The 20,689-nt window shown below is 69.9% G+C and carries 22 protein-coding genes and 1 tRNA gene; 12 read left to right on the plus strand and 11 right to left on the minus strand.

Annotated features, from left to right (window positions below; genetic code table 11):
- Positions 1-28: 28 nt before the first annotated feature.
- From rpsA to aroA, 3 genes are all read right to left on the minus strand, one after another.
- On the minus strand, positions 29-1,753 hold the full coding sequence (gene rpsA / locus N177_RS06225) for a 30S ribosomal protein S1 (RefSeq protein ID WP_023431414.1): 1,725 nt from the start codon (positions 1,751-1,753) through the stop codon (positions 29-31).
- 250 nt (positions 1,754-2,003) lie between these two features.
- On the minus strand, positions 2,004-2,624 hold the full coding sequence (locus tag N177_RS06230; protein WP_023431416.1) for a (d)CMP kinase: 621 nt from the start codon (positions 2,622-2,624) through the stop codon (positions 2,004-2,006).
- Positions 2,621-3,973: a 3-phosphoshikimate 1-carboxyvinyltransferase gene (gene aroA / locus N177_RS06235; protein ID WP_023431417.1), complete on the minus strand. Its 1,353-nt coding sequence runs from the start codon at positions 3,971-3,973 to the stop codon at positions 2,621-2,623. Before aroA ends, N177_RS06230 begins: the two co-directional genes overlap by 4 nt.
- 246 nt (positions 3,974-4,219) lie before the next feature.
- Here aroA and N177_RS06240 point away from each other — a divergent pair, with 246 nt between their 5' ends.
- Both N177_RS06240 and N177_RS06245 read left to right on the plus strand, forming a co-directional pair.
- Positions 4,220-4,636, plus strand: a complete 417-nt coding sequence (locus tag N177_RS06240) for a TIGR02300 family protein (protein WP_023431418.1) — start codon at positions 4,220-4,222, stop codon at positions 4,634-4,636.
- Between the two features lie 125 nt (positions 4,637-4,761).
- Positions 4,762-4,837: transfer RNA gene (locus tag N177_RS06245), tRNA-Ala, on the plus strand.
- A gap of 208 nt (positions 4,838-5,045) precedes the next feature.
- Here the strand turns inward: N177_RS06245 and N177_RS06250 are convergent.
- The 5 genes from N177_RS06250 to hrcA form a co-directional block, all read right to left on the minus strand.
- On the minus strand, positions 5,046-5,495 hold the full coding sequence (locus N177_RS06250; RefSeq protein WP_023431419.1) for a PRC-barrel domain-containing protein: 450 nt from the start codon (positions 5,493-5,495) through the stop codon (positions 5,046-5,048).
- A gap of 41 nt (positions 5,496-5,536) precedes the next feature.
- Positions 5,537-5,680 (minus strand): hypothetical protein, encoded by a 144-nt coding sequence (locus N177_RS21605; protein WP_023431420.1) that lies wholly within the window; start codon positions 5,678-5,680, stop codon positions 5,537-5,539.
- 40 nt (positions 5,681-5,720) lie between these two features.
- A complete protein-coding gene (locus tag N177_RS21610; protein ID WP_023431421.1) occupies positions 5,721-5,870 on the minus strand; it encodes a hypothetical protein in 150 nt (49 codons plus the stop codon).
- Between the two features lie 98 nt (positions 5,871-5,968).
- Complete coding sequence (grpE, locus tag N177_RS06255) at positions 5,969-6,616, minus strand: nucleotide exchange factor GrpE (protein ID WP_023431422.1); 648 nt, start codon at positions 6,614-6,616, stop codon at positions 5,969-5,971.
- A 90-nt stretch (positions 6,617-6,706) separates the two neighbouring features.
- A complete protein-coding gene (gene hrcA, locus N177_RS06260; protein ID WP_040485239.1) occupies positions 6,707-7,798 on the minus strand; it encodes a heat-inducible transcriptional repressor HrcA in 1,092 nt (363 codons plus the stop codon).
- A 154-nt stretch (positions 7,799-7,952) separates the two neighbouring features.
- Between hrcA and rph the strand changes: the two genes are divergently transcribed.
- Genes rph through hemW form a run of 3 tightly spaced genes read left to right on the plus strand, consistent with a single transcriptional unit; the run spans position 7,953 to position 10,454 of the window.
- Positions 7,953-8,666, plus strand: coding sequence for a ribonuclease PH (gene rph / locus N177_RS06265; RefSeq protein ID WP_040485240.1), 714 nt, complete (start codon positions 7,953-7,955; stop codon positions 8,664-8,666).
- Positions 8,666-9,310, plus strand: a complete 645-nt coding sequence (locus N177_RS06270) for a non-canonical purine NTP pyrophosphatase (RefSeq protein ID WP_023431425.1) — start codon at positions 8,666-8,668, stop codon at positions 9,308-9,310. The genes rph and N177_RS06270 overlap by 1 nt, the downstream gene beginning before the upstream one ends.
- Complete coding sequence (hemW, locus tag N177_RS06275; RefSeq protein WP_023431426.1) at positions 9,300-10,454, plus strand: radical SAM family heme chaperone HemW; 1,155 nt, start codon at positions 9,300-9,302, stop codon at positions 10,452-10,454. The genes N177_RS06270 and hemW overlap by 11 nt, the downstream gene beginning before the upstream one ends.
- Here hemW and N177_RS06280 read toward each other — a convergent pair whose 3' ends face one another.
- Positions 10,455-11,609, minus strand: a complete 1,155-nt coding sequence (locus N177_RS06280) for a penicillin-binding protein activator (RefSeq protein ID WP_051402264.1) — start codon at positions 11,607-11,609, stop codon at positions 10,455-10,457. It lies immediately after the preceding gene.
- A 162-nt stretch (positions 11,610-11,771) separates the two neighbouring features.
- Here N177_RS06280 and rsmI point away from each other — a divergent pair, with 162 nt between their 5' ends.
- From rsmI to gshB, 3 genes are read left to right on the plus strand one after another with little or no spacing between them, the layout of a single operon-like run.
- Positions 11,772-12,689, plus strand: coding sequence for a 16S rRNA (cytidine(1402)-2'-O)-methyltransferase (gene rsmI / locus N177_RS20500; protein WP_023431428.1), 918 nt, complete (start codon positions 11,772-11,774; stop codon positions 12,687-12,689).
- Positions 12,686-13,048: a YraN family protein gene (locus N177_RS06285; RefSeq protein WP_023431429.1), complete on the plus strand. Its 363-nt coding sequence runs from the start codon at positions 12,686-12,688 to the stop codon at positions 13,046-13,048. The genes rsmI and N177_RS06285 overlap by 4 nt, the downstream gene beginning before the upstream one ends.
- 13 nt (positions 13,049-13,061) lie before the next feature.
- Entirely contained in the window at positions 13,062-14,009 is a 948-nt protein-coding gene (gene gshB / locus N177_RS06290; protein WP_023431430.1) for a glutathione synthase, read from the plus strand.
- A 90-nt stretch (positions 14,010-14,099) separates the two neighbouring features.
- On the opposite strand, the gene N177_RS20505 is transcribed toward gshB, so the two are convergent.
- Entirely contained in the window at positions 14,100-14,615 is a 516-nt protein-coding gene (locus N177_RS20505) for a hypothetical protein (protein WP_023431431.1), read from the minus strand.
- Between the two features lie 186 nt (positions 14,616-14,801).
- Between N177_RS20505 and N177_RS06300 the strand changes: the two genes are divergently transcribed.
- The 4 genes from N177_RS06300 (at position 14,802) to N177_RS06315 (ending at position 20,258) form a co-directional block, all read left to right on the plus strand.
- Positions 14,802-16,334 (plus strand): YifB family Mg chelatase-like AAA ATPase, encoded by a 1,533-nt coding sequence (locus tag N177_RS06300; protein ID WP_023431432.1) that lies wholly within the window; start codon positions 14,802-14,804, stop codon positions 16,332-16,334.
- A 142-nt stretch (positions 16,335-16,476) separates the two neighbouring features.
- Positions 16,477-18,561, plus strand: coding sequence for an ATP-binding protein (locus N177_RS06305; RefSeq protein WP_160170913.1), 2,085 nt, complete (start codon positions 16,477-16,479; stop codon positions 18,559-18,561).
- A gap of 145 nt (positions 18,562-18,706) precedes the next feature.
- Positions 18,707-19,603, plus strand: coding sequence for a l-ornithine N(alpha)-acyltransferase (olsB, locus tag N177_RS06310; RefSeq protein WP_244444239.1), 897 nt, complete (start codon positions 18,707-18,709; stop codon positions 19,601-19,603).
- A 112-nt stretch (positions 19,604-19,715) separates the two neighbouring features.
- Positions 19,716-20,258: a GNAT family N-acetyltransferase gene (locus N177_RS06315; RefSeq protein ID WP_040485297.1), complete on the plus strand. Its 543-nt coding sequence runs from the start codon at positions 19,716-19,718 to the stop codon at positions 20,256-20,258.
- A gap of 6 nt (positions 20,259-20,264) precedes the next feature.
- On the opposite strand, the gene N177_RS06320 is transcribed toward N177_RS06315, so the two are convergent.
- Positions 20,265-20,651 carry a DUF2794 domain-containing protein gene (locus tag N177_RS06320; protein WP_023431436.1) on the minus strand — a complete coding sequence of 129 codons (387 nt, stop codon included), beginning with the start codon at positions 20,649-20,651 and terminating at the stop codon, positions 20,265-20,267.
- Positions 20,652-20,689 lie beyond the last annotated feature (38 nt).

The following is a 20,689-nucleotide window of genomic DNA, read 5'->3' on the forward strand; positions in this document are numbered from 1 at the left end:
CCATAGCAGCCGCCGGCGAAGTGTCACGTCACTCCTTGTCGGAGCCGTCGTTCTGCTGCTGCTTCAGGGCCGCGCCGAGAATATCGCCGAGCGAGGCGCCGGAGTCGGTCGAGCCGAACTGCGCGACGGCCTCCTTCTCCTCGGCGATCTCGAGGGCCTTGATCGAGACGGACACCTTGCGCGCCTTGCGGTCGAACTGCGTGACGCGGGCATCGACCTTCTCGCCGGGGGCGAAGCGCTCGGGACGCTGCTCGGAGCGGTCGCGGGCGAGGTCGGCACGGCGGATGAAGGAGGTCAGGTCGGTGCCGACGAGCTTGACCTCAAGGCCACCCTCGCGGACATCCGTGACCTCGCAGGTGACGATCGCGCCCTTGCGGACGTCGCCGGCCTCCTCGGCCAGGAACGGGTCACCGCCCAGCTGCTTGATGCCGAGCGAGATGCGCTCCTTCTCGACGTCGACGTCGAGAACCTGCGCCTTGACCATGTCGCCGCGGTTGAACTCGTCGATGACCTGCTCGCCGGGCCGGTTCCAGTCGAGGTCGGAGAGGTGGACCATGCCGTCCACATCGCCCTCGAGGCCGATGAACAGGCCGAACTCGGTCTTGTTCTTGACCTCGCCCTCGACGACGGTGCCGACCGGGAAGCGCTCGGCGAACTCGTCCCACGGATTGGCGAGCGTCTGCTTCAGGCCGAGCGAGATGCGGCGCTTGACGGGGTCGACCTCGAGAATCATCACCTCGACCTCCTGGGAGGTGGAGACGATCTTTCCGGGGTGGACGTTCTTCTTCGTCCAGCTCATCTCGGAGACGTGGATCAGGCCCTCGACGCCCGGCTCGAGCTCGACGAACGCGCCGTAGTCGGTGATGTTCGTGACGCGGCCGGTGAAGCGGGTGCCGACCGGGTACTTGACCTCGACGCCCTCCCACGGATCAGCCTCGAGCTGCTTCATGCCGAGCGAGATGCGCTGCGTCTCGTGGTTGATCTTGATGATGCGGACCTTGACGGTCTGGCCAACCTGCAGGACCTCGGTGGGATGGTTGATGCGGCGCCACGCGATGTCGGTGACGTGCAGCAGGCCATCGATGCCGCCGAGATCGACGAACGCGCCGTAATCGGTGATGTTCTTGACCACGCCCTCGATCGTCTGGCCTTCCTCGAGGCTCTGCACGAGCTCCGAACGCTGCTCGGCGCGCGTCTCCTCGAGCACCGTGCGGCGCGAGACGACGATGTTGCCGCGGCGGCGGTCCATCTTGAGGATCTGGAAGGGCTGCGGCGTGTGCATCAGAGGCGTCACGTCGCGCACCGGGCGGATGTCGACCTGGGAGCGCGGCAGGAAGGCCACGGCGCCGTCGAGGTCGACGGTGAAGCCACCCTTGACCTGGTTGAAGATCTGGCCCTCGACCTTCTCGTTGGCCTCGAACGCCTTCTCGAGCTTCTCCCAGCTCTCCTCGCGGCGGGCCTTGTCGCGGCTGATGACGGCGTCGCCCAGCGCGTTCTCCACGCGCTCGAGATAGACCTCGACGATGTCGCCGACATTGATGCCGCCCTCGCGGCCATGACCACCGAACTCGCGCAGAGGCACGCGGCCCTCGGTCTTCAGGCCGACATCGATGACGGCCATGTCCTTCTCGATGCCGATGACGGTGCCCTTGACGACACTGCCTTCCTCGAGCGTGGAGGTGGTGAAGCTCTCTTCGAGCAGCGCGGCAAAGTCTTCGCGCGACGGATTGGTCTGGGTATCGGTTACGGCCACGTTGGCTCCTGGCAATCGTTCGGTCTTGCTGCGCCCCTCCCGCAACGGCATTCAATGCGCGGGGACGGGCTGGTTTCACATGCGCCCGGCTGGCGGAGACGCGCGTCCGAACCCGCGCATCACGACACGACCGTGCGTTCGCTGTCTGCCGTTCCGGGAGCTGCGCGCCCCGCGACCCGCCTGAGGCGGGCACACCAGAAGCTGGTGTCGGGATAGCGCAAAGAGGGCACGCCTCGCAGCGCACCCCGCATCACCTGTGGGCGCTGATCAAGTCCACAGCGGCCCGAAACGCGGTTTCTATATCCAACTCCGTCGTGTCGAGCAAGTGCGCGTCCTGCGCGGGGACGAGCGGTGCGACCGCGCGCTGGGCATCCCGCGCGTCCCGGCGCCTTATGTCGTCGAGCACCTCTTCGTAGCTGACGTCGGCCGAGGAGGCATGCAGCTCCTGCCAGCGCCGGGTCGCCCGGACCTCCGGGCTGGCGGTCACGAAGATCTTCACGTCCGCGTCGGGGCAGACGACAGAGCCTATGTCCCGGCCGTCGATGACGGCGCCGGGCGGGCGCTGCGCGAATTCGCGCTGCACGTCGAGGAGGGCGGCCCGCACCCTCTCGTCGGCGGCGACGCGAGACGCCGCCTCTCCCATCGCGCTCGACCGCAGGAGCGAGGGGTCGAGCGTCGCGGGATCGAGATCGCGCGCCGCCGCCTCGCGCGTCGCAGGATCGTCGAGGTCGCCCCCATCGGCGATGATCCTGTAGGCGACGGCGCGATAGAGAAGCCCCGTGTCGAGGTGGCGCAGCCCGAAATGCTGGGCCAGTCGCCGTCCGAGCGTGCCCTTTCCGGACGCAGCAGGCCCATCAAGCGCGACGATCATGCCGCCGAACCCTGTCCGATCCCGCCGCCGAGCCCCCGTATCATCTCGACGAAGCCGGGGAAGCTCGTGGCGATCATCCGCCCGTCATCGACCGTCACCGGCCGCTCAGCCGCGAGACCCATCACGAGGAAGCTCATGGCGATACGGTGATCCATCTCGGTGGCGACCAGTCCGCCGCCGGCAACCCGGCCACGCCCCGTAACGATGAGGTCGTCGCCCTCGATCCTGTGCTCGACGCCGTTCGCCGCGAGCCCCGCCGAGACGGCGGCCAGCCGGTCGGATTCCTTCACGCGCAACTCGCTCAAGCCCCGCATCACGGTCTCTCCTTCGGCGAAGGCCGCGGCGACGGCGAGGACCGGGTACTCGTCGATCATGGACGGGGCCCTTGCGGCAGGAACCTCGATTCCGCGCAACCGTCCATGCCGGACGACGAGGTCCGTCACCGTCTCACCGCCGGCCTCCCTGGTGTTCTCCTCGCCTATCTCGGCGCCCATCTCCCGAAGGGTGTGAACGAGCCCGAAGCGCGTCGGGTTCGTCATCACGTTGCGAATGACGATCTGCGACCCCGGCACGAGAAGCGCGGCAACGAGCGGGAAGGCCGCCGAAGAGGGATCGGCGGGCACGTCGACCGGCCGTCCACGCAGCTCCGGGCGGCCCGTCAGCACGATGCGCCGGCCCTGCCCGTGCTCGGCCACGTCGACCTCGGCACCGAAATGCCGCGCCATCCGCTCCGTATGATCGCGGGTCGGGCTCGGCTCGATGACGGTCGTCGTGCCCGGCGAGTTGAGCCCCGCGAGCAGGACGGCCGACTTCACCTGGGCGGACGGCACGGGGAGCTCGTATTCGATCGGGATCGGATCCTGCGTGCCGCGAAGCACGAGCGGCAGCTTCCCGTCATTGCTGGAGACGAGCTCGGCGCCCATCCTCAGGAGCGGATCGATCACCCGCCGCATGGGCCGGCGGCGAAGGGAGGCGTCCCCGTCGAAGGTTGCGGTGATGCCGTGACCGGCGACCACCCCCATCGCCAGGCGGACGCCCGTGCCGGCGTTGCCGAAATCGAGCGGCGCTTCGGGCTCGAGCAGGGCGCCGAGGCCGACCCCGTCGACCCGCCAGCGTCCCTCGCCGTCGCGCACGACCCGGGCGCCGAGCGCGCGCATGGCCTCGGCGGTGGCGAGCACGTCCTCCCCCTCGAGGAGACCCTGGATCTCGGTCTGCCCGCCGGCCAGCGCACCGAAGATCAGCGCGCGGTGCGAGATCGACTTGTCGCCGGGGACCACCGCCTCACCGGAAAGTGCCGAGGACGGATCGGCGGTCAGGGCATGTTGAACGGGAGCGTCGGAGCGCCGCATCAGGGAACCTCGCGATAACGGAGTGACTTTCCGCTGGTGACGCGCGGGCTCTTGACGCGTGGCCCCGATCGCGCGTTCCACCGAGGGTGGTCTAGCACGGGTCCGCCGTCTCTTGTAGAGCAGCCCCGTCGCCTCCCGGCTTTTCACTTTGACACGTGTAGGGGGAGCGTCTATGGGAAGCGCCGCTTTTTTTACAGGCGCAGCCCGACATTCCGAAGGCCGAGCCCCCCGATAAGGCTACGAGCGATGGCAAAACCCGAACTTGGAACCAAGAGAACCTGTGCCGAGTGCGGCACGAAGTTCTACGATCTCGGGCGAATGCCCCCGATCTGCCCGAAATGCGGCGCCGAATACAGCGTGGCGGCCGCCGTCACGCCGACGCGCGCGAAGCCGCAGAAGGCCGCTCCGAAGCCCGCTCCCGTCGAGGACGAGGAGGAGTTCGAAGAGGAGGAAGAGGACACGGTCGCGCTCGAGGACGTGGACGCCGAGGAGGAGGACACGGGACGGGCGAGCAGCGACGTCGAGGAGGACGAGGATCTGCCCGATCTCTCCGACGACAGTGACGACAGCGAGAGCGACTCGGACGAGTTCCTCGAGGACGAGGACGAGGACGGCGACGTGTCCGACTTCGTCGAGGGCGACCTCGACGAAGACGAGGACTAGCCGTCGTCGAGAAAGGCTGGTTGCAATCGGGTCGAGAATATCCTAGATCGTCCCGCGCGCCGCTGCTCCACGGGGCCGCGGCGCTCCCAAATCCTGAACGCCGCGCGCAAGACGCGGTGCTTCACGGGGCCATAGCTCAGTTGGGAGAGCGCTTGAATGGCATTCAAGAGGTCGGGGGTTCGACTCCCCCTGGCTCCACCAAAACTTCCAGGATTCGATCGACGCTGAAGCCGCCGCGAGGCGGCTTTTTCGTTTTCTGTAGGGCTCAGCGCATCGACGCGGCCATGGAGCCCCTTCGGCATCGACAGCGACGACCCGTGCCCGCCGGTCCACCACGGGCGGGCACGAAAAAGGCCGCCCGAGGGCGGCCCAGCATCGACGACGATCACGGAAATGGTCGCTTCCGCCCTCAGTCGAGAGCGGTCCCGTCGGCCACGAGCCGACCATCCTCGTAGGTCAGACCTTCCACGTTGGCCGTCTCCATCGAGCCGTCCGACCGGCGCACGATCAGGGCCTCCGGCACGCCGCCGCTGCCGTCGATCACGTCCTCGACCTCGCCGAGGGTCGCGCCGCTCTCGTCTACGATCCCGAGACCCACCCACCGAGGCGGCATCGCCTGACCGGCAGTGCCCTGATCCTCGACGGCCTCGTCCAGCGTCTCGAGCTCTATGCCGCCGATCGACGCGCCGCCCGTCCGGGGCTGCTGGTCGGGCGGGGCGCTCGGCACCTCGGCGCCCGTGGTCGGTGGCGTGCCCTCGAGGAGCATCTCGCTCGGGCGGTCGGTCGGCGCCCCTTGGGCGAAGGCTGCCGCGGAGATCACGAGGGTCGCGAGGGCGACGGTCGGCCCGAGTATCTTCATGATGGCGTCTCCATCCGTGTTCCGGCGGCCGCGCAAGGCCGTCAGGTGAGCACGAAAGCGTAGATGACCCACACCGCCAGGAGCGCGACGACGGCGAGCACGATCCCGACGAGGCGACCATTGTTTCCTCGCGCGCCTTGACGGGCTTCGATTCCGCTACGGTCGGTGGGATCTGGCTCGGTCATGAAACGCCTTTCGGGTCAGAGGTTCGGAACTGATCCGGGATCAGTGCTTGTGGCGCGCACGGCTCCAATGCCGCACCCGCGCCGGCATCGCGATCCGGCGGCTGCGCTCGGAGTCGAGGTAACGCAGCGCGAAATGCGCGGCGAACGAGGCCAGCAGGAAGTTGATCACGAGAAGGGGCAGGAAGGTCATCTTCGGCTCCGAAGTCGGGCGGCCCGGTTGCCGCGCATCATGCGGGGTGGTAACGGCGCGCCGCCCCGTGGGTTCCGTGCTGTTGGGGATATCGCCCGTCAGGCCCGTCGATCGATCGTCGGCCCACCGTTCTGCTCTGCCGTTTCCTCGGAGCGCCCGGCGGATGCCCCGCCCTTCGGACCGCCCTTGGAAACGCCGACCATGGCCGGACGCAGCACGCGGTCCGAGATCACGTAGCCGGACTGCAGGACCTGCACCACCGTGCCGTGGGGAACCGACGCGTCCTCGACCTCGAACATCGCCTGGTGCACGTTGGGGTCGAACTTCTCGCCCTGCGGCTCGAGCTTCTTCACGCCGTGGCGCTCGAGCGTCTTCAGGAGCTCGCGCTCCGTCATCTCGACGCCTTCGAGCAGGCTCGCCACGGTCTGGCGCTCCTCCTCGGGAACCGCCTCTATGGCCCGGCGCATATTGTCGGCGACGCCCAGCATGTCTCGGGCGAAACCGGTCACGGCGTAGGCCCTGGCGTCCTTCACCTCGCGCTCGGTGCGCTTGCGCAGATTGTCCATCTCCGCGGCGATGCGCAGCATCCGGTCCTTGAGCTCGGCGTTCTCGACCAGGAGCTTCTCCTCGGCCGAGGGCTCGGTCAGCTCGCTCTCCGCCGCCTGCCCCGAGTCCTGCTCGATTACGCGCTCGGCTTCCGGAGACACGGACTCGTTCTCGTTGGCGGGATCTTTCTGTTCGTTCATCGTTGTCTCACCAGTCGAAAGGGAGGGTCTCAGGCCCCGATATCAGCGCCTGCCGGGCGAAAATCAACCGCCGCGAAGGAGCCGCCTGTCTCAGTCGAGCAGCCGGCCCACGACCTGGGCGGTGTAGTCGACCATGGGAACGACCCGCGCATAGTTCAGGCGCGTCGGCCCGATCACGCCGAGGACGCCGACGATACGCTGCTCCGAATCCCGGTACGGCGCGACGACGACGGACGAGCCGGACAGCGAGAAGAGCTGGGTCTCGGATCCGATGAAAATACGCACGCCCTCCGCCTCGTCGGCGAGGGTGAGCAGCTCCACGATGTCCTTCTTCTTCTCCAGATCGTCTATCAGGACGCGGATCCGCTCGAGATCCTCGAGCGCCTTCAGGTCTTCCAGAAGGTTCGCGCTGCCCCGCACGATGAGCGTCGGCGGCCGTTCGCCGGCGACGCCCGCCCAAGTCGCGAGCCCGCCTTCGACGAGACGCCGGCCGACCATGTCGAGCTCCGCCTCGACGCGCGCGGCAGAGCGCTCGATCTCGGCGCGGACCTCGTCGATCCCACGCCCCTGCATACGTGCATTGAGGTAGTTCGCCACCTCCACGAGCGTCGAGGAAGGAATGTCCTCGTCGAGCGTCAGCACCCTGTTCTCGACATTGCCGTCGACGCTGACGAGGATCACGAGCAGGCGTCGCGGCTCGAGCCGAACGAACTCGATGTGCTTCAGCCTCAGGTCGGACTTGCCGGCGAGAACGAGACCGGCGCCGCGCGACAGGCCGGACAGGAGGTCGCCCGCCTCCGTGAGCACCGATTCGATCGAGCGGCCGGGATGCCCGGTCCTGATGCGGCTCTCTATGCTCGCGCGGTCGTCCTGCGTCAGGTCGCCGAACTCCAGGAGCGCGTCGACGAAGAACCGCAGGCCGATCTCCGTCGGCAGGCGCCCCGCGCTCGTGTGCGGCGAGTAGATCAGGCCGAGCGCCTCCAGGTCGCTCATGACGTTGCGGACGGAGGCCGGCGAGAGATTGCTCGAGAGCACGCGGGAGAGGTTGCGCGAGCCGACCGGCTCGCCGGTCTCGAGGTAGGATTCGACGATGCGGCGGAAAATCTCGCGCGAGCGCTGGTCGAGATCGGCGAGCGCCCTCATCGGAAATCCACTGGTGATGTCGCGGTGCACCCTTGTCATCTCACTCGTCTGTCGACCTTTTATGTGCTTTTCCCGATCGCTTCCGTCAAGCGGCAGGCCTCCCCCCTGCCTCCGACACTGGCGCCGGAACGGCCTCTTGCGATAGAACCCCGAGGCTCGAATCATCCGCGACAGAACCCGCCAGGACCAGCCCATGCGACCCTCCAAGCGCGCCCCCGACGAACTGCGCCCCGTGAGCCTCGAACGCGGCATCTCCCGCCACGCGGAAGGCTCGTGCCTCGTGCGGTTCGGCGCGACCGAGGTCCTGTGCATGGCGAGCCTCGAGGACCGCGTGCCGAACTGGCTGCGCGGCCAGGGGCGCGGCTGGGTGACGGCCGAATACGGCATGCTGCCGCGCGCCACCCACGAGCGCATGCGGCGCGAGGCGTCGAGCGGCAAGCAGGGTGGGCGTACGCTGGAGATCCAGCGGCTGATCGGCCGGGGCTTGCGCGCGGTCGTCGACCTCGAGGCGCTGGGCGAACGCCAGATCACGGTCGACTGCGACGTGCTGAGCGCCGATGGAGGCACCCGCACCGCCGCGATCACCGGGGCCTGGGTGGCGCTGCGCGACTGCCTGTCCTGGATGGAGCGGCGCTCGATGATCGGCCCGAACGTCATGAAGGACCACGTCGCCGCCGTCTCCTGCGGCATCCATGACGGCACCGCGGTGCTCGACCTCGACTACGCCGAGGACAGCCAGGCGGGCACCGACGCGAATTTCGTCATCACCGGCTCCGGCGCGCTCTGCGAGGTGCAGGCGACGGCGGAGGGGGCGACGTTCTCCGAGGAGGAGCTTCTCGAGCTCCTGAAGCTCGCCCGGCACGGCGTGAGGAAGCTCGTCGACCTCCAGAAGATGGCGATCGGCTGATGCGGCGCAGGTTCGAGGGGCGCCGGCTCGTCATCGCGAGCCACAACGAGGGCAAGGTCCGGGAGATCGGCGAGCTCCTCGCCCCGTTCGGCGTCGAGACGGTGTCGGCGGGGGAGCTCGGCCTGCCGGAGCCGGAGGAGACCGGATCGACCTTCGAGGCGAACGCGGAGCTGAAGGCCCTCGCCGCCGCGACCGGCTCCGGGCTCCCGGCGCTCGCCGACGATTCGGGGCTCGAGGTCGACGCGCTCGGCGGCGCGCCCGGCATCCACACCGCCCGCTGGGCTGGCCCCGAGCGCGACTTCGCGATGGCGATGCGCAACGTGGAGGAGAAGCTGCAGGCAAAGGGCGCGACCTCGCCCGACGGGCGCACCGGTCGCTTCGTCGCGGCCCTTGCGCTCGCCTGGCCGGACGGCCACGTGGAGACGGTTCGCGGCGAGGTGGAAGGCACGCTCGTCTGGCCGCCGCGCGGCGAGAGGGGCTTCGGCTACGACCCCGTCTTCCTGCCGGAGGGCATGGAGCGGACCTTCGGCGAGATGCCGTCGGAGGAAAAGCACGGCTGGACGCCCGACAAACCGAAATCGCAGGCGCTGTCGCATCGCGCGCGCGCCTTCGCAGAGCTCGTCGAGGGCTGCTTTGTCAGATGAGACCGGCGCCGGCTTCGGCGTCTACGTGCACTGGCCGTTCTGCGCGGCGAAGTGCCCCTATTGCGACTTCAACTCCCACGTCCGCCGCGAGATCGACGAGCAGGCCTACGCGGACGCGCTCGCCCGCGAGCTCGCCCACATGGCCGAGCTCGCGCCCGGCCGCACCGTAGGATCCGTCTTCTTCGGCGGCGGCACGCCCTCGCTGATGAAGCCCTCGACCGTCGCGCACGTGCTCGACGCGATCGCCCGCAACTGGAATGTCGCGCCGGACGTCGAGGTCTCGCTCGAGGCGAACCCGTCGAGCGTCGAGGCGGAGAGGTTCGCGGGCTACCGGGCTGCCGGCGTCAATCGCGTCTCGCTCGGCGTCCAGTCGCTCGACGACCGGCAGCTGCAGTTCCTCGGTCGCCTGCACAACGCGGAGGAAGCGCGCCGGGCGATCGAGGTCGCACGGTCGAATTTCGACCGCATGTCCTTCGACATGATCTATGCGCGGCCCGGCCAGACGGTCGAGGACTGGTCGCGCGAGCTTCAGGCGGCGATCGATCTGGCCGTCGACCACCTGTCGCTCTACCAGCTGACGATCGAGCCGGAGACGGCGTTCGCCGCGCTCCACGCGCGGGGGCGGATCCGCCTGCCGGACGAGGAGCTCGGCCGCGCGCTCTACGACGCGACGCTCGAGGTGACGGAGCGCCGCGGCCTGCCGGCCTACGAGATCTCGAACCATGCCCGGCCGGGCTCGGAGTGCCGGCACAACCTGATCTACTGGCGCTGCGGCGAATATGCCGCGGCAGGCCCCGGCGCGCACGGGCGGCTCGACATCGACGGGCGGCGCACGGCGCTCGCGACCGAGAAGCGGCCGGAGGAGTGGCTCGCCTCGGTGACGGCGCATGGGCACGGTCTCGTCGAGCGCGAGACGCTCTACCCCCAGGAGGTGGCCGACGAGCTTCTGGTGATGGGCCTCAGGCTGCGCGAGGGCTTCGATCTCGCCCGCTACATGAAGCTCATGGGCAAGCCGCTCGCGGAAGGCCGCGTCAACGACCTCGTCGGATACGGGCTGATCGAGCGCCTGTCGCCGGAGCGGCTGCGAGCGACGCCGGCCGGCTTCGCCGTGCTGAACGCCGTGGTGGCCGATCTCGCGGCGTAGCTAGCTCCCGAACGCCGACGGCGCCGGGTCCCTGACCGCCGCCGCGCCGTCGCGGATCTCCATCACGGCGAGCCCGCGATCCACGAGGCCGGTCTTGCGGAAGCGGAAGACACCGTCGATGCCCGCGAAGCCGTCGGCGTTCGTCAGGATCTGCTCGTCGAACCCCCGTTCGCCCCCGAGCCCTGCAAGCGCCGCCACGAGGCTCACGGCGTCATAGCCGACCGTGGCGTAGCGCGGCGGCGGTGCGTTGAAGCGCGCCTGGTACTTGCGCCCGAACGCCTCGAAGCCGGTCGGCGTCGGCGCCGCATACCACGCGCCCGCGGCCTCCGGCATCGCCCACACCTCGGCCTCGTTCCATTGGCCGGAGCCGAGGATCTGCACCTCGCCCTGCTTCACCCCCGCCTCGGCGAGCTTCGGCAGCGTCCCCGCCTCGAGGACGAACAGCGCGTCGACCTTCGGCTTTTCTCCGCCGGCCACCTCGGCGATCGCGGCGATGGCCGCCTCGAGCTGCGCCTGATCGCCGTAACGCTCTATCGCGACCGCCTCCCGTCCCGCAAGCCCGACCCGGCTGCGGAACGTGCTCTCGGCGACGTCGCCATGCTCTCCCCGGGGAAGGAGGGCGGCGAATCTTCGCGCACCTCCGCCGATCGCATGGCGCAGCACGCGGTCGATCTCGCCCTCGGGCATGAAGCTCAGGAGGTAGACGCCGGAGGTCGCGACGGTGCTGTCGGTGGAAAAGGAGATGATCGGCACGTTCGCCACGCGGGCGACGGGCGCAACTCCGCGCACCTCGACCGCCGTCAGCGGCCCCAGGACGAGGCGGACGTTGCTGCCGAGCGCTGCCTGGGCGGCGGCGCGCGCCCCTTCGGTCGTGCCGCCCGTGTCGATCGGCAGGATCTGGATCTGCGGATCGGAGATTTCGGACATGGCGAGGTCGGCGGCATTGCGCAGGGCGCGCGCCGCGCGTGCGTTGCCGCCCGACGCGGAGAACGGCAGGAGGAGCGCGACCTTGATCGGCCCCGCACCGATCGGTTGCGTCAGCTCGGCCTTGCTCACCGCCTCCCGCCCGAGGTCGAGGCCGTCGCCGCAGGCGGCGAGCGCCAGCAGGCAGAGACAGGCGACGAAGTTGCGCCCGGCCCGGCCGAGGCGCAGCATCAGAGGCCCCGCCAGTCGCTCCACTTGAGGCATGCCTCCCCCGCGACACATGGCCGGCGCTTTACGCGCCGGCGGCTGCCCATCAAGATGGCGCGCATCCTAGTCGGTCGATTTCGCGATTCCAACCGGCAGCAAGATCCTCTTCATCCCGGAAAGGGCGCCATGACGCCGGAGCACGACCCGAACGCGCCGGCCGCCGTCGCGGCCCTCCTGCGTCGCGAGGCGAGGCCCGCTCCCGGCCTCTACATCGTCGCGACGCCGATCGGGAACCTCGCCGACATCACCCTGCGGGCGCTGGCGGTGCTCGCCGCGGCGGACGTGATCGCATGCGAGGACACCCGCGTGACGCGCAAGCTCGCAGAGCATTTCGGCTTCGCGGGCAGGCTCCTCTCGGCGCACGAGCACAACGAGGCCGCGCGCGCGCCGCAGATCATGGCCGCCATCGAGGACGGCAAGGTCGTCGCCCTCGTCAGCGATGCCGGCACGCCGCTCCTGTCGGATCCGGGCTATCGCCTGGTGGGCGCCGTTCTCGAGGCGGGACACGAGGTCCATGCGGTGCCGGGGCCCTCGGCCCTGCTGACGGCACTTGTCGCCGCAGGCCTGCCGACGGACCGCTTCTGGTTCGAGGGCTTCCTGCCCACGAAGGCGGGACAGCGGCGCAGGCGCCTCGAGGCGCTCGCCCGCCTCGAGGCCACCGCCGTCGTCTACGAGTCGCCCCGTCGGATCGCCGCCACGCTGCGGGAGCTGGCCGAGCACGTCGATCCGGACCGACGTGCCGTCGTCTCGCGAGAGCTGACGAAGCGGTTCGAGGAGACGCGGCGCGGGACGGTGGCGGAGCTCGCGGCCGCCTATGCCGGGGAGCCGGCGCCGAAGGGCGAGATCGTGCTGATGCTGGCTCCCGCGGGCGAGGAAGCGGCCCGCGAGGCCGCGGATCCCGCCACGATCGACGAACGTCTCGAAGCGATGGTCGGCGAGCTGGGCGTGAAGGAGGCGGCGAGCCGCCTCGCCGCCGAAACGGGCCTCAAGCGCCGCGATCTCTACCAGCGCGCGCTGAAGCTCGAGGCCGAGCGGCAGGGATGAGCTCGGAGGCGCGCCGCCGGGCGGAGCGGGCGGGCCAGCTCTGCGAAACGGCGACCGTCGCCTATCTCCTGCTCAAGGGGTTCCGGCCGCTCGGCCGCCGGGTGAAGACGCCGGTGGGTGAGATCGATATCGTCGCGAGACGCGGCGCCACCGTCGCCTTCGTCGAGGTGAAGCTGCGCCGGAACGCCCCGGATTTCGTCCTCAGCGCGACGAACAGGCGCCGTATCGCCGCCGCGGCCAAGTGGTGGCTTGCGGCGAACCCCTCCCATGCCCAATACACGTTGCGCTTCGACGTCGTGATCTGGCACGGCCCCGGCTGGCCTCGCCACATTCCGGCGGCTTTCGACGCCGAACCGTAGAAGAAGGATCGCCATGAGCCTCTCAGTCGCCGTTCAGATGGACCCGATCGAGAAGATCTCGATCAAGGGGGATTCGACCTTCGCCCTCATGCTCGAGGCGCAGAAGCGGGGCCACGCGCTCCACTACTACACACCCGACACGCTCGCGATGCGCGACGGAAAGGTGCACGCGACGGTCGCGCCGCTTCAGGTGCGCGACACCGAGGGCGACCACTTCACGCTGGGCGAGTCCACCCGGCGGGAGCTGAGGGACTTCGACGTCATCCTGCTGCGGCAGGATCCGCCCTTCGACATGCACTACATCACGACGACCCACATGCTGCAGACGCTCGAGAGAGAGCGCACGATGGTCGTCAACGATCCGGTCGCGGTGAGGAACGCGCCGGAGAAGCTCTTCGTCGTCGAGTTCGCCGACCTCATGCCGCAGACGCTGATCACCCGCGACAAGGGCGAGATCGAGGCGTTCCGCAGGGAGTTCGGCGACATCGTCATGAAGCCGCTCTACGGCCATGGCGGCGGCGCCGTGTTCCGCGTGACGCATGACGACCTGAACTTCGGCTCGCTCTACGACATGTTCGCGACCACCTGGCGGGAGCCGTGGGTGGTGCAGCGCTTCCTGCCGAACGTGAAGGACGGCGACAAGCGCATCATCCTCGTCGACGGCGAGTTCGCCGGGGCGATCAACCGCATCCCGGCCGCCGGGGACCTGCGCTCGAACATGGTGCGCGGCGGCGCCGCGGCCTTCACCGAGCTGACCGCGCGCGAGCGCGAGATCTGCGAGCGCGTGGGCCCGAGATGCGCCGAGCTCGGCCTCCTCTTCGTCGGCCTCGACGTGATCGACAACCTCTTGACCGAGATCAACGTGACATCGCCGACCGGCATCCGCGCCGTCGCGAGACTCGGCGGACCCGACATCGCCGCCATGATCTGGGACCGCATCGAGGAGAGACGCGGCGCCTGACGCCCGAGCCGGGGCGAGGCCGAGGCCGCCTTGCACGCGGGAACTAAGCGGGTCCGGGCGACGCAGCCGCCCGGCCCGTGCCTCTCGGGATCACTGCTGGCCCTGCAGCGACCTCGCCTCCTCGATCGCGGCCATGCATTCGGCCTCGTCGCCCCGGTCGCTCGCCTCGCGCGCCCGGTCGAGTGCCGCGGTGACCGTCTCCCCACCGCTCTCGCCCGCCGTGCCGCCCTGGCCCGCCTGCTCGGCCGCCGTCTGCTCGCCTTCCTGCTGCGCCTGCGCATCCTGGCCCGACATGGCGACGGCGGCGTCGCCCCCGCCCTGTGCGTCGGCGAGCGGCATCGTCGAGCCGTCCTTCTCGACCTCGCCGGCAGCGGTGCCCTGCGTCGCCGCCCCGGCGCCGGTCGAGCCGGTCGTCTCGGCGGATGCGTCACCGGTCTGAAGCGGCGCGAGGCTGCCGTCCTTGGCGATGCCGGCATCGGCCATCTGTCCGGCACTGGCCGAGCCCGGCATGGAGCGCTCGAAACTCGCGATCTCCTCCGCGCAGTCGGCGTGGGCCGCACCCATGCCGAGCAAGAGGACGCCGGCGGCGAGAAGTGGTGTCTTCATGGTGTTTCCTCCAGAGTTTCTTTGATCCTCGGGATGAACTTCCGCCCGGGAGTCATGTTCCGCTGGGGAAGCAGGCGGTACGGCGGAAGACACAGCCCGGTGACGGCGAAATGTTCCCGATGCGTTCTTGTCATCGCCGACGACCCCGCATAGACTTCCCCTGCGGGATCAGCTGGAGGACTGGCCATGGTGGCTCGGGTGACGACGGTCGCCTTCGTCGGCATCGAGGCGAGGCGTGTCGACGTTCAGGCGCAGGTGGCGCCGGGCATGACCGCCTTCCAGATCGTCGGGCTGCCGGACAAGGCGGTCGCCGAGAGCCGCGAGCGCGTCCGCTCGGCTCTGATCGCCATCGGTCTCGCCCTGCCGCCGAAGCGCATCACCATCAACCTCGCGCCGGCCGACCTTCCGAAGGAGGGGAGCCATTTCGACCTCGCCATCGCGCTCGCGCTGATGGCGGCGATCGGAGCGGTGCCGGCCGAGGCGCTGCGGCGCTGGTGCGTCCTCGGCGAGCTTGCGCTCGACGGGCGCATCACCCCCGTCGCGGGCGTGCTGCCGGCGGCGATCGGCGCGAACGCCATGGGGCTCGGCCTCATCTGTCCGGAGGCCTGCGGGCCGGAGGCCGCATGGGCGAGCCCCGACATGGACGTGCTCGCGCCCGCCGACCTCATCGCCGCCACGAACCATTTCAAGGGAAGCCAGCTCCTGCGGCGGCCCTCGCCAGCCGTGCGGGAAGAGACCGGCACCACGCTCGACCTGGCGGAGATCCGCGGCCAGGAGAGCGCGAAGCGGGCGCTCGGGATCGCGGCGGCGGGAGGGCACAACCTGCTTTTCGTCGGTCCGCCGGGGGCGGGCAAGTCGATGCTCGCCCAGCGTCTGCCCTCGATCCTGCCGCCGCTGTCGCCGGCGGAGCTGCTCGAGGTCTCGATGATCCACTCCGTCGCCGGAGCCCTGCCCGGCGGCCGCCTCTCCGCGCGAAGGCCCTTCCGCGCGCCACACCACTCCGCCTCGATGGCCGCTCTGGTCGGCGGAGGCATCAAGGCTCGCCCAGGCGAGGCCTCGCTCGCCCATCGCGGCGTGCTCTTCCTCGACGAGCTGCCGGAATTCGCGCCGCAGGTGCTCGACAGCCTGCGCCAGCCGCTCGAATCCGGCGAGACAGTGATCGCCCGCGCCATGCACCGGATCACCTATCCCTCGCGGTTTCAGCTCGTGGCCGCGATGAACCCCTGCCGCTGCGGCCAGGCTTCCGAGCTCGGCGGCCATTGCCGCCGCGGGCCGCGCTGCGCCGCCGACTACCAGGCCCGCGTGTCGGGGCCCCTGCTCGACCGCATCGACTTGAGGCTCGACGTGCCGGCCGTGACCGCGACTGACCTGATGGGTCCGTCCCGCGCAGAGCCGAGCGAGGCCGTCGCCGCCCGGGTCGCCGCCGCGCGCGACGTGCAGCGGGACCGGTACCTCGCCCTCGGCCTGCCGGAATGGACGACCAACGGCACCTGTTCGGCGAAGGTCCTCGACGAGGTGGCGCGGCCCGACCAGGCCGGGCTCGCGCTCCTCCGCGACGCGGCCGAGGCGCTCGGGCTGTCGGCGCGCGGCTATCACCGGGTGCTTCGCGTCGCCCGCACGCTCGCCGATCTCGCCGGCGCCGGCGAGGTGAAGCGCATCCACGTCGCGGAGGCGATCGCCTACCGGGGCGCGGACACGGGAATCGTCGCGGCGGCGTGACGGGGCGGCTCGCATATTGGCTTAAGGCAACGTAAGGACCATCTCCCTAAGGTGGCCGCACCGTTCAACCCGGTCACCGTCGATGCCCGAAGCCGCCACGTCCGCCGACTGCGAGAAATCCGCCGCCCGGCGACCGTTTCCAGTGTCAGGCGCCCTGGTGGTCGCCGCCGCGACGGGCGCCCTCCTCACCTGCCTCCTGCTCGCCACGTCCTGGGCGGCGGCGACGGCAGTGGCCGGTGGAGCGCTTCTGGGCGCCCTCGCCACGCAGCAGCGCAGGCTGCGCCGCAGCGAGGCCCGGTGTGCGCAGCTGCATGCGCGGGAGGCCGTCCTCGTCGGCCGCAACTCGGCCCTCGCCGGCGCGCTGGCCCTGCAGCGGGCCGCCTCTACCGACACGGCGGCCTATAGCTGCGACGCCACCGGACGCCTCGTCGAGGCGAATGCCACCTTTTTCGAGACCTTCGGACTCGGCGCCGACGCGATCGGCCACAGATTCTTCCCTGAACGCGTGCCCGCAAGCGATCAAGCCTCCTCCCAGGAGGATGGAGACCAGTGCCTGCGCACCGCCACGGGGCCCCGCTGGTTCGCCGTGGAGGAGCGCGTGCGCCTCGACGCGGCCGGGCGCGAGGCGGGACGCCGCATCGTTCTCAGAGACGCCGACGAACGTCATCGGCGCGAAACCGAGCTGGCGCGACGGCTGTCGCAGGCACGGTCCGCCGAGGAGGCCCAGTCCCGGCTCGTGGCAGCCGTCACGCATGAGGTCCGCACGCCGGTCGGCGGCATCCTCGGCCTCACGAACCTCCTGCTCGAGACCGAGCTCACGCCCTCGCAGCAGAGCTACGTGCAGTCGGTGCGCAGCTCCGCCGGCGCCCTTCTCGGCCTGATCGACGACCTGCTCGACCACGCCTCGCTGAAGGCCGGTCGCCTCGCCGTCGTCGAGCGCCGCTACGATCTCCCCTCGCTCGTCCAGGAGGTGTGCGAGCTTCTCGGACCTCGAGCCGAGGAGAAGGGCCTCTCGCTCGGCGTCTTCCTGCCGCGCAATATGCCGGCCGCGCTCCTCGGCGATCCCGCGCGCGTCCGGCAGGTCCTGATCAATCTCGTCGGAAACGCGATCAAGTTCACCGACCACGGCGGGGTGCTCGTCTGCGTGCGTCCGCTCAAGGACAAGTTCGAGCTCTGCGTTCGCGACACCGGGCGCGGCATCGCGCCGGCCGACCAGGATCGCATCTTCGGGGAGTTCGAGAGGGCCGGCGAGGCCGGATCGCTCGCCGGCAGCGGCCTCGGCCTCGCCATCAGCCGCAAGCTCGTGGAGATGATGGGGGGATCGCTGGCGCTGATCAGCCGGCGCGGCCACGGCAGCGCGTTCACCATGACCCTGCCGCTGCGCGCGGCGGACGGCGTGCCGGACCGGCAGCCACCCTCGCTCGCCGGCCGGAGGTTCATCGTCGCCTGCGGATCCTCGGTCCTCCGGAAGTCCATCGCGCTGTCGCTACGGGACGAGGGCGCGGCCGTCGCCGCGTTCGCCCGGCCGCGCCGCGTCGGGCAGGCGATCGCCGCCGGCACGGGGGCGGACGGCATCCTTCTCGACCTCGCGATGTTTCGCAGGCTCCGGCCCGAATTGGGAGACGCGCACGCCGTCGTCGCGCTCTCGCCGGCTCAGCGCGAGGCGCTGCCCGAGATCCTGCAGCGGCCGGCGACCTCTTACCTCATCACGCCGATCCGCCGCGGCTCGCTCCTGGCCCAGCTGTCGCCACGCTCCGTGTCGCCTGCCGTGGAGCCGGACGGCAAGGACGGCCGTCGCGCGCTCCTTGCGGACGACGACGCGGTGGCGGCCCTCGTTGTCGGCTCCATGCTGAGGAAGCGCGGCATGATCGTCGAGCGCGTCGGGAGCGGGCAGGAGGCTGTTGCCCGCGCGGGGCGCTCGCCCTCGCTCGACCTCGTCCTCCTCGACATCAATATGCCGGGGCTCGGCGGGATCGCCGCTGCGGCGGCCATCCGGAACCGTGAAGCCCGTCTCTGCCGCAGGCGCACGCCGATCGTCGCACTGAGCGCCGGCGCGACCGAGACGCAACTCGCCAGCGCGGTCGCCGCGGGTATCGACGCCTTCCTCGAGAAGCCCGTCTCCCCTCAGGACCTGTCGCGCTGCCTGGAGGCGTTGGAACCCGAGTGGACGATGGACGGCGGCGGATCCGATCCCAGGCTCGAAACATTGTCACAAATGGTTCGATAAACTATGGTCAGAAGCTGGTCGGGCGATGCGGCAGTCGCTTGCGAACAGGGGCATCCCGCCGCCTCCGCGAGGAGTGACGGACGGGGCGGGCACACGGCTGGACCAGGCAATGAAACTCGGCGAGAAATTCCACCCGGCTCGACTGATGCGACGTTTCGTGCCCTCGACGCTCACGCCTCTCCAAGCCGATTCGACCTATGGTCCGCCGCCGGAGACGCTCGGCCGCATCGGCTCCCTCGAGGTCCGGCTCGCTCGCAGCCAGCGCGAGGTGAAGCTGGCGCAGGCCCTGCGATTCAACGTCTTCTACAAGGAGATGTCGGCCCAGGCGAACGCGGCCCTGATGCTCCGGCGCCGCGACGTCGACGGCTTCGATGCGATCTGCGACCACCTTCTCGTCATCGACCATGATGCCGAGCCGCAGGGGGCGCCCGCCTATCGCGGACGCAAGGGCCCGGCCGTGGTCGGCACGTACCGGCTTCTCCGACAGGAGGTGGCCGAGCGCAACGGCGGCTTCTACACGTCGGGCGAGTTCGAGATCGAGGGGCTGATCGAGCGCAAGCGCCCGCTGCGCTTCATGGAGCTCGGCCGGTCCTGTGTTCTGAAGTCCTACCGCAACAAGCGGACCGTGGAGCTTCTCTGGTCGGGCATCTGGTCTTACGTGCAGCACTACGAGGTCGACGTGATGCTCGGCTGCGCGAGCCTGGAGGGCTGCGACGTCGACCGGCTCGCCCTGCCCCTCTCCTTCCTCCAGCACAACGCTGCGGCGCCGGACGAATGGCGGGTGCGGGCCGTGCCTTCACGACGCGTCCCGATGGACAGGATGCCGGCCGGCGAGGTCGACATGCGGCAGGCGCTGAACCAGCTTCCTCCGCTCGTGAAGGGCTATCTGCGGCTTGGAGCCTATGTCGGCGACGGGGCGGTGGTGGACTATCAGTTCGGCACCACCGACGTTCTGGTCGTGCTGCCCGTGGCGTCGATCAACCCGCGCTATTTCGGCCACTTCGGCGCTCCGAAAGAGCGCGCGCCGCGCCCGACCCACTGAGCGGACGCGCTGCGACGCCTCCGCAGGGCTGCCCTGCGGAGGGGGACGCTTGCCAATCCGCGAGACCGGGGCTTCCATCTCCGCCTCGACCTTCGGCCATCCGGTGTCAGCAGTGTCAGATCACGATTTCGTCGTCCGCCCCGCCGCGCGTGCCGACCTTCCGGCCATCACCGCGATCTACGCGCAAGCCGTCCTGCACGGGACCGGCAGCTTCGAGATCACCCCGCCCGACGAAGCGGAGATGGGGCGCCGCGTGTCGAGCCTGCTCGACGGCGGCTTTCCCTATTTCGTCGGGGAGCGCGGCGGCCGGGTCGTGGGCTACGCCTACGCGGGGCCTCATCACACCCGCCGCGCCTACCGATGGTCGCTCGACACGTCGGTCTACATCCTGCCGGAGGCGCAGGGCGCGGGGCTCGGCAATGCCCTCCTCGCGGCGCTGATCGAAACGGCGGAGACACAGGGTTTCCGCCAGATGATCGCCGTGATCGGCGACGCGGCCAATGCCGGCTCGATCGCCCTGCACAGGCGCCACGGCTTCCGCCATGTCGGCACCTACGAAAGCGTAGGTCGCAAGCACGCACGCTGGCTCTCGACCGTCCTCATGCAGAGGGCGCTGGGGCCCGGCGACGACGCGCCGCCTCCCGAAGAGGACTGATCCCGCTCAGGCCTCGACGAGCTTCAGCTTCTTGTCGATCGCCCGGAGCACGTTGCGGAGCTCGTGGCCTCGCTTGAGGATGAGGCCCGTCGCCGCCACGACGGAGTAGAGGCCCTGGCGACGGGCATTCTTCGGAATTTTCTCGATGCGGTAGAGCGGCGCCTCGCTCGTGCGACGAAACACGGAGAACACGGCGCGCTCCCGCGTGGCATCGATCGCGTAGTCGCGCCATTCGCCGGCGGCGACCATGCGGCCGTAGACGGAGAGGATCTGGGAAAGCTCGTGGCGGTTGAAATGGACGTCGGAGGGAGTCTTCTTCGGGGCGGCCGTTTCGGCCGGCGCAGCCTGCTGGCCTCGGCGGCCGACGAACGCTATCGGCTCACTTTCGCTCATGAGGCGCCTCCTCTTGTAGACAACATGACAGTCAGGCG

This window comes from Lutibaculum baratangense AMV1, assembly GCF_000496075.1.
In the GTDB taxonomy this organism is placed as follows: Bacteria; Pseudomonadota; Alphaproteobacteria; order Rhizobiales; family Tepidamorphaceae; genus Lutibaculum; species Lutibaculum baratangense.

Bases quoted from the DNA above. Each gene is read 5' to 3' on its own strand.
- N177_RS06240 (WP_023431418.1), top strand. From the start codon at position 4,220: ATGGCAAAACCCGAACTTGGAACCAAGAGAACCTGTGCCGAGTGCGGC.
- N177_RS06280 (WP_051402264.1), bottom strand. From the start codon at position 11,609: ATGCTGCGCCTCGGCCGGGCCGGGCGCAACTTCGTCGCCTGTCTCTGC.
- N177_RS06270 (WP_023431425.1), top strand. From the start codon at position 8,666: ATGCGGCGCAGGTTCGAGGGGCGCCGGCTCGTCATCGCGAGCCACAAC.
- N177_RS06320 (WP_023431436.1), bottom strand. From the start codon at position 20,651: ATGAGCGAAAGTGAGCCGATAGCGTTCGTCGGCCGCCGAGGCCAGCAG.
- rph (WP_040485240.1), top strand. From the start codon at position 7,953: ATGCGACCCTCCAAGCGCGCCCCCGACGAACTGCGCCCCGTGAGCCTC.
- olsB (WP_244444239.1), top strand. From the start codon at position 18,707: ATGCGACGTTTCGTGCCCTCGACGCTCACGCCTCTCCAAGCCGATTCG.
- N177_RS06230 (WP_023431416.1), bottom strand. From the start codon at position 2,624: ATGATCGTCGCGCTTGATGGGCCTGCTGCGTCCGGAAAGGGCACGCTC.
- N177_RS21605 (WP_023431420.1), bottom strand. From the start codon at position 5,680: ATGACCGAGCCAGATCCCACCGACCGTAGCGGAATCGAAGCCCGTCAA.
- N177_RS20505 (WP_023431431.1), bottom strand. From the start codon at position 14,615: ATGAAGACACCACTTCTCGCCGCCGGCGTCCTCTTGCTCGGCATGGGT.
- N177_RS06300 (WP_023431432.1), top strand. From the start codon at position 14,802: ATGGTGGCTCGGGTGACGACGGTCGCCTTCGTCGGCATCGAGGCGAGG.
- hrcA (WP_040485239.1), bottom strand. From the start codon at position 7,798: ATGACAAGGGTGCACCGCGACATCACCAGTGGATTTCCGATGAGGGCG.
- gshB (WP_023431430.1), top strand. From the start codon at position 13,062: ATGAGCCTCTCAGTCGCCGTTCAGATGGACCCGATCGAGAAGATCTCG.
- aroA (WP_023431417.1), bottom strand. From the start codon at position 3,973: ATGCGGCGCTCCGACGCTCCCGTTCAACATGCCCTGACCGCCGATCCG.
- N177_RS06285 (WP_023431429.1), top strand. From the start codon at position 12,686: ATGAGCTCGGAGGCGCGCCGCCGGGCGGAGCGGGCGGGCCAGCTCTGC.
- N177_RS21610 (WP_023431421.1), bottom strand. From the start codon at position 5,870: ATGACCTTCCTGCCCCTTCTCGTGATCAACTTCCTGCTGGCCTCGTTC.
- N177_RS06250 (WP_023431419.1), bottom strand. From the start codon at position 5,495: ATGAAGATACTCGGGCCGACCGTCGCCCTCGCGACCCTCGTGATCTCC.
- rsmI (WP_023431428.1), top strand. From the start codon at position 11,772: ATGACGCCGGAGCACGACCCGAACGCGCCGGCCGCCGTCGCGGCCCTC.
- grpE (WP_023431422.1), bottom strand. From the start codon at position 6,616: ATGAACGAACAGAAAGATCCCGCCAACGAGAACGAGTCCGTGTCTCCG.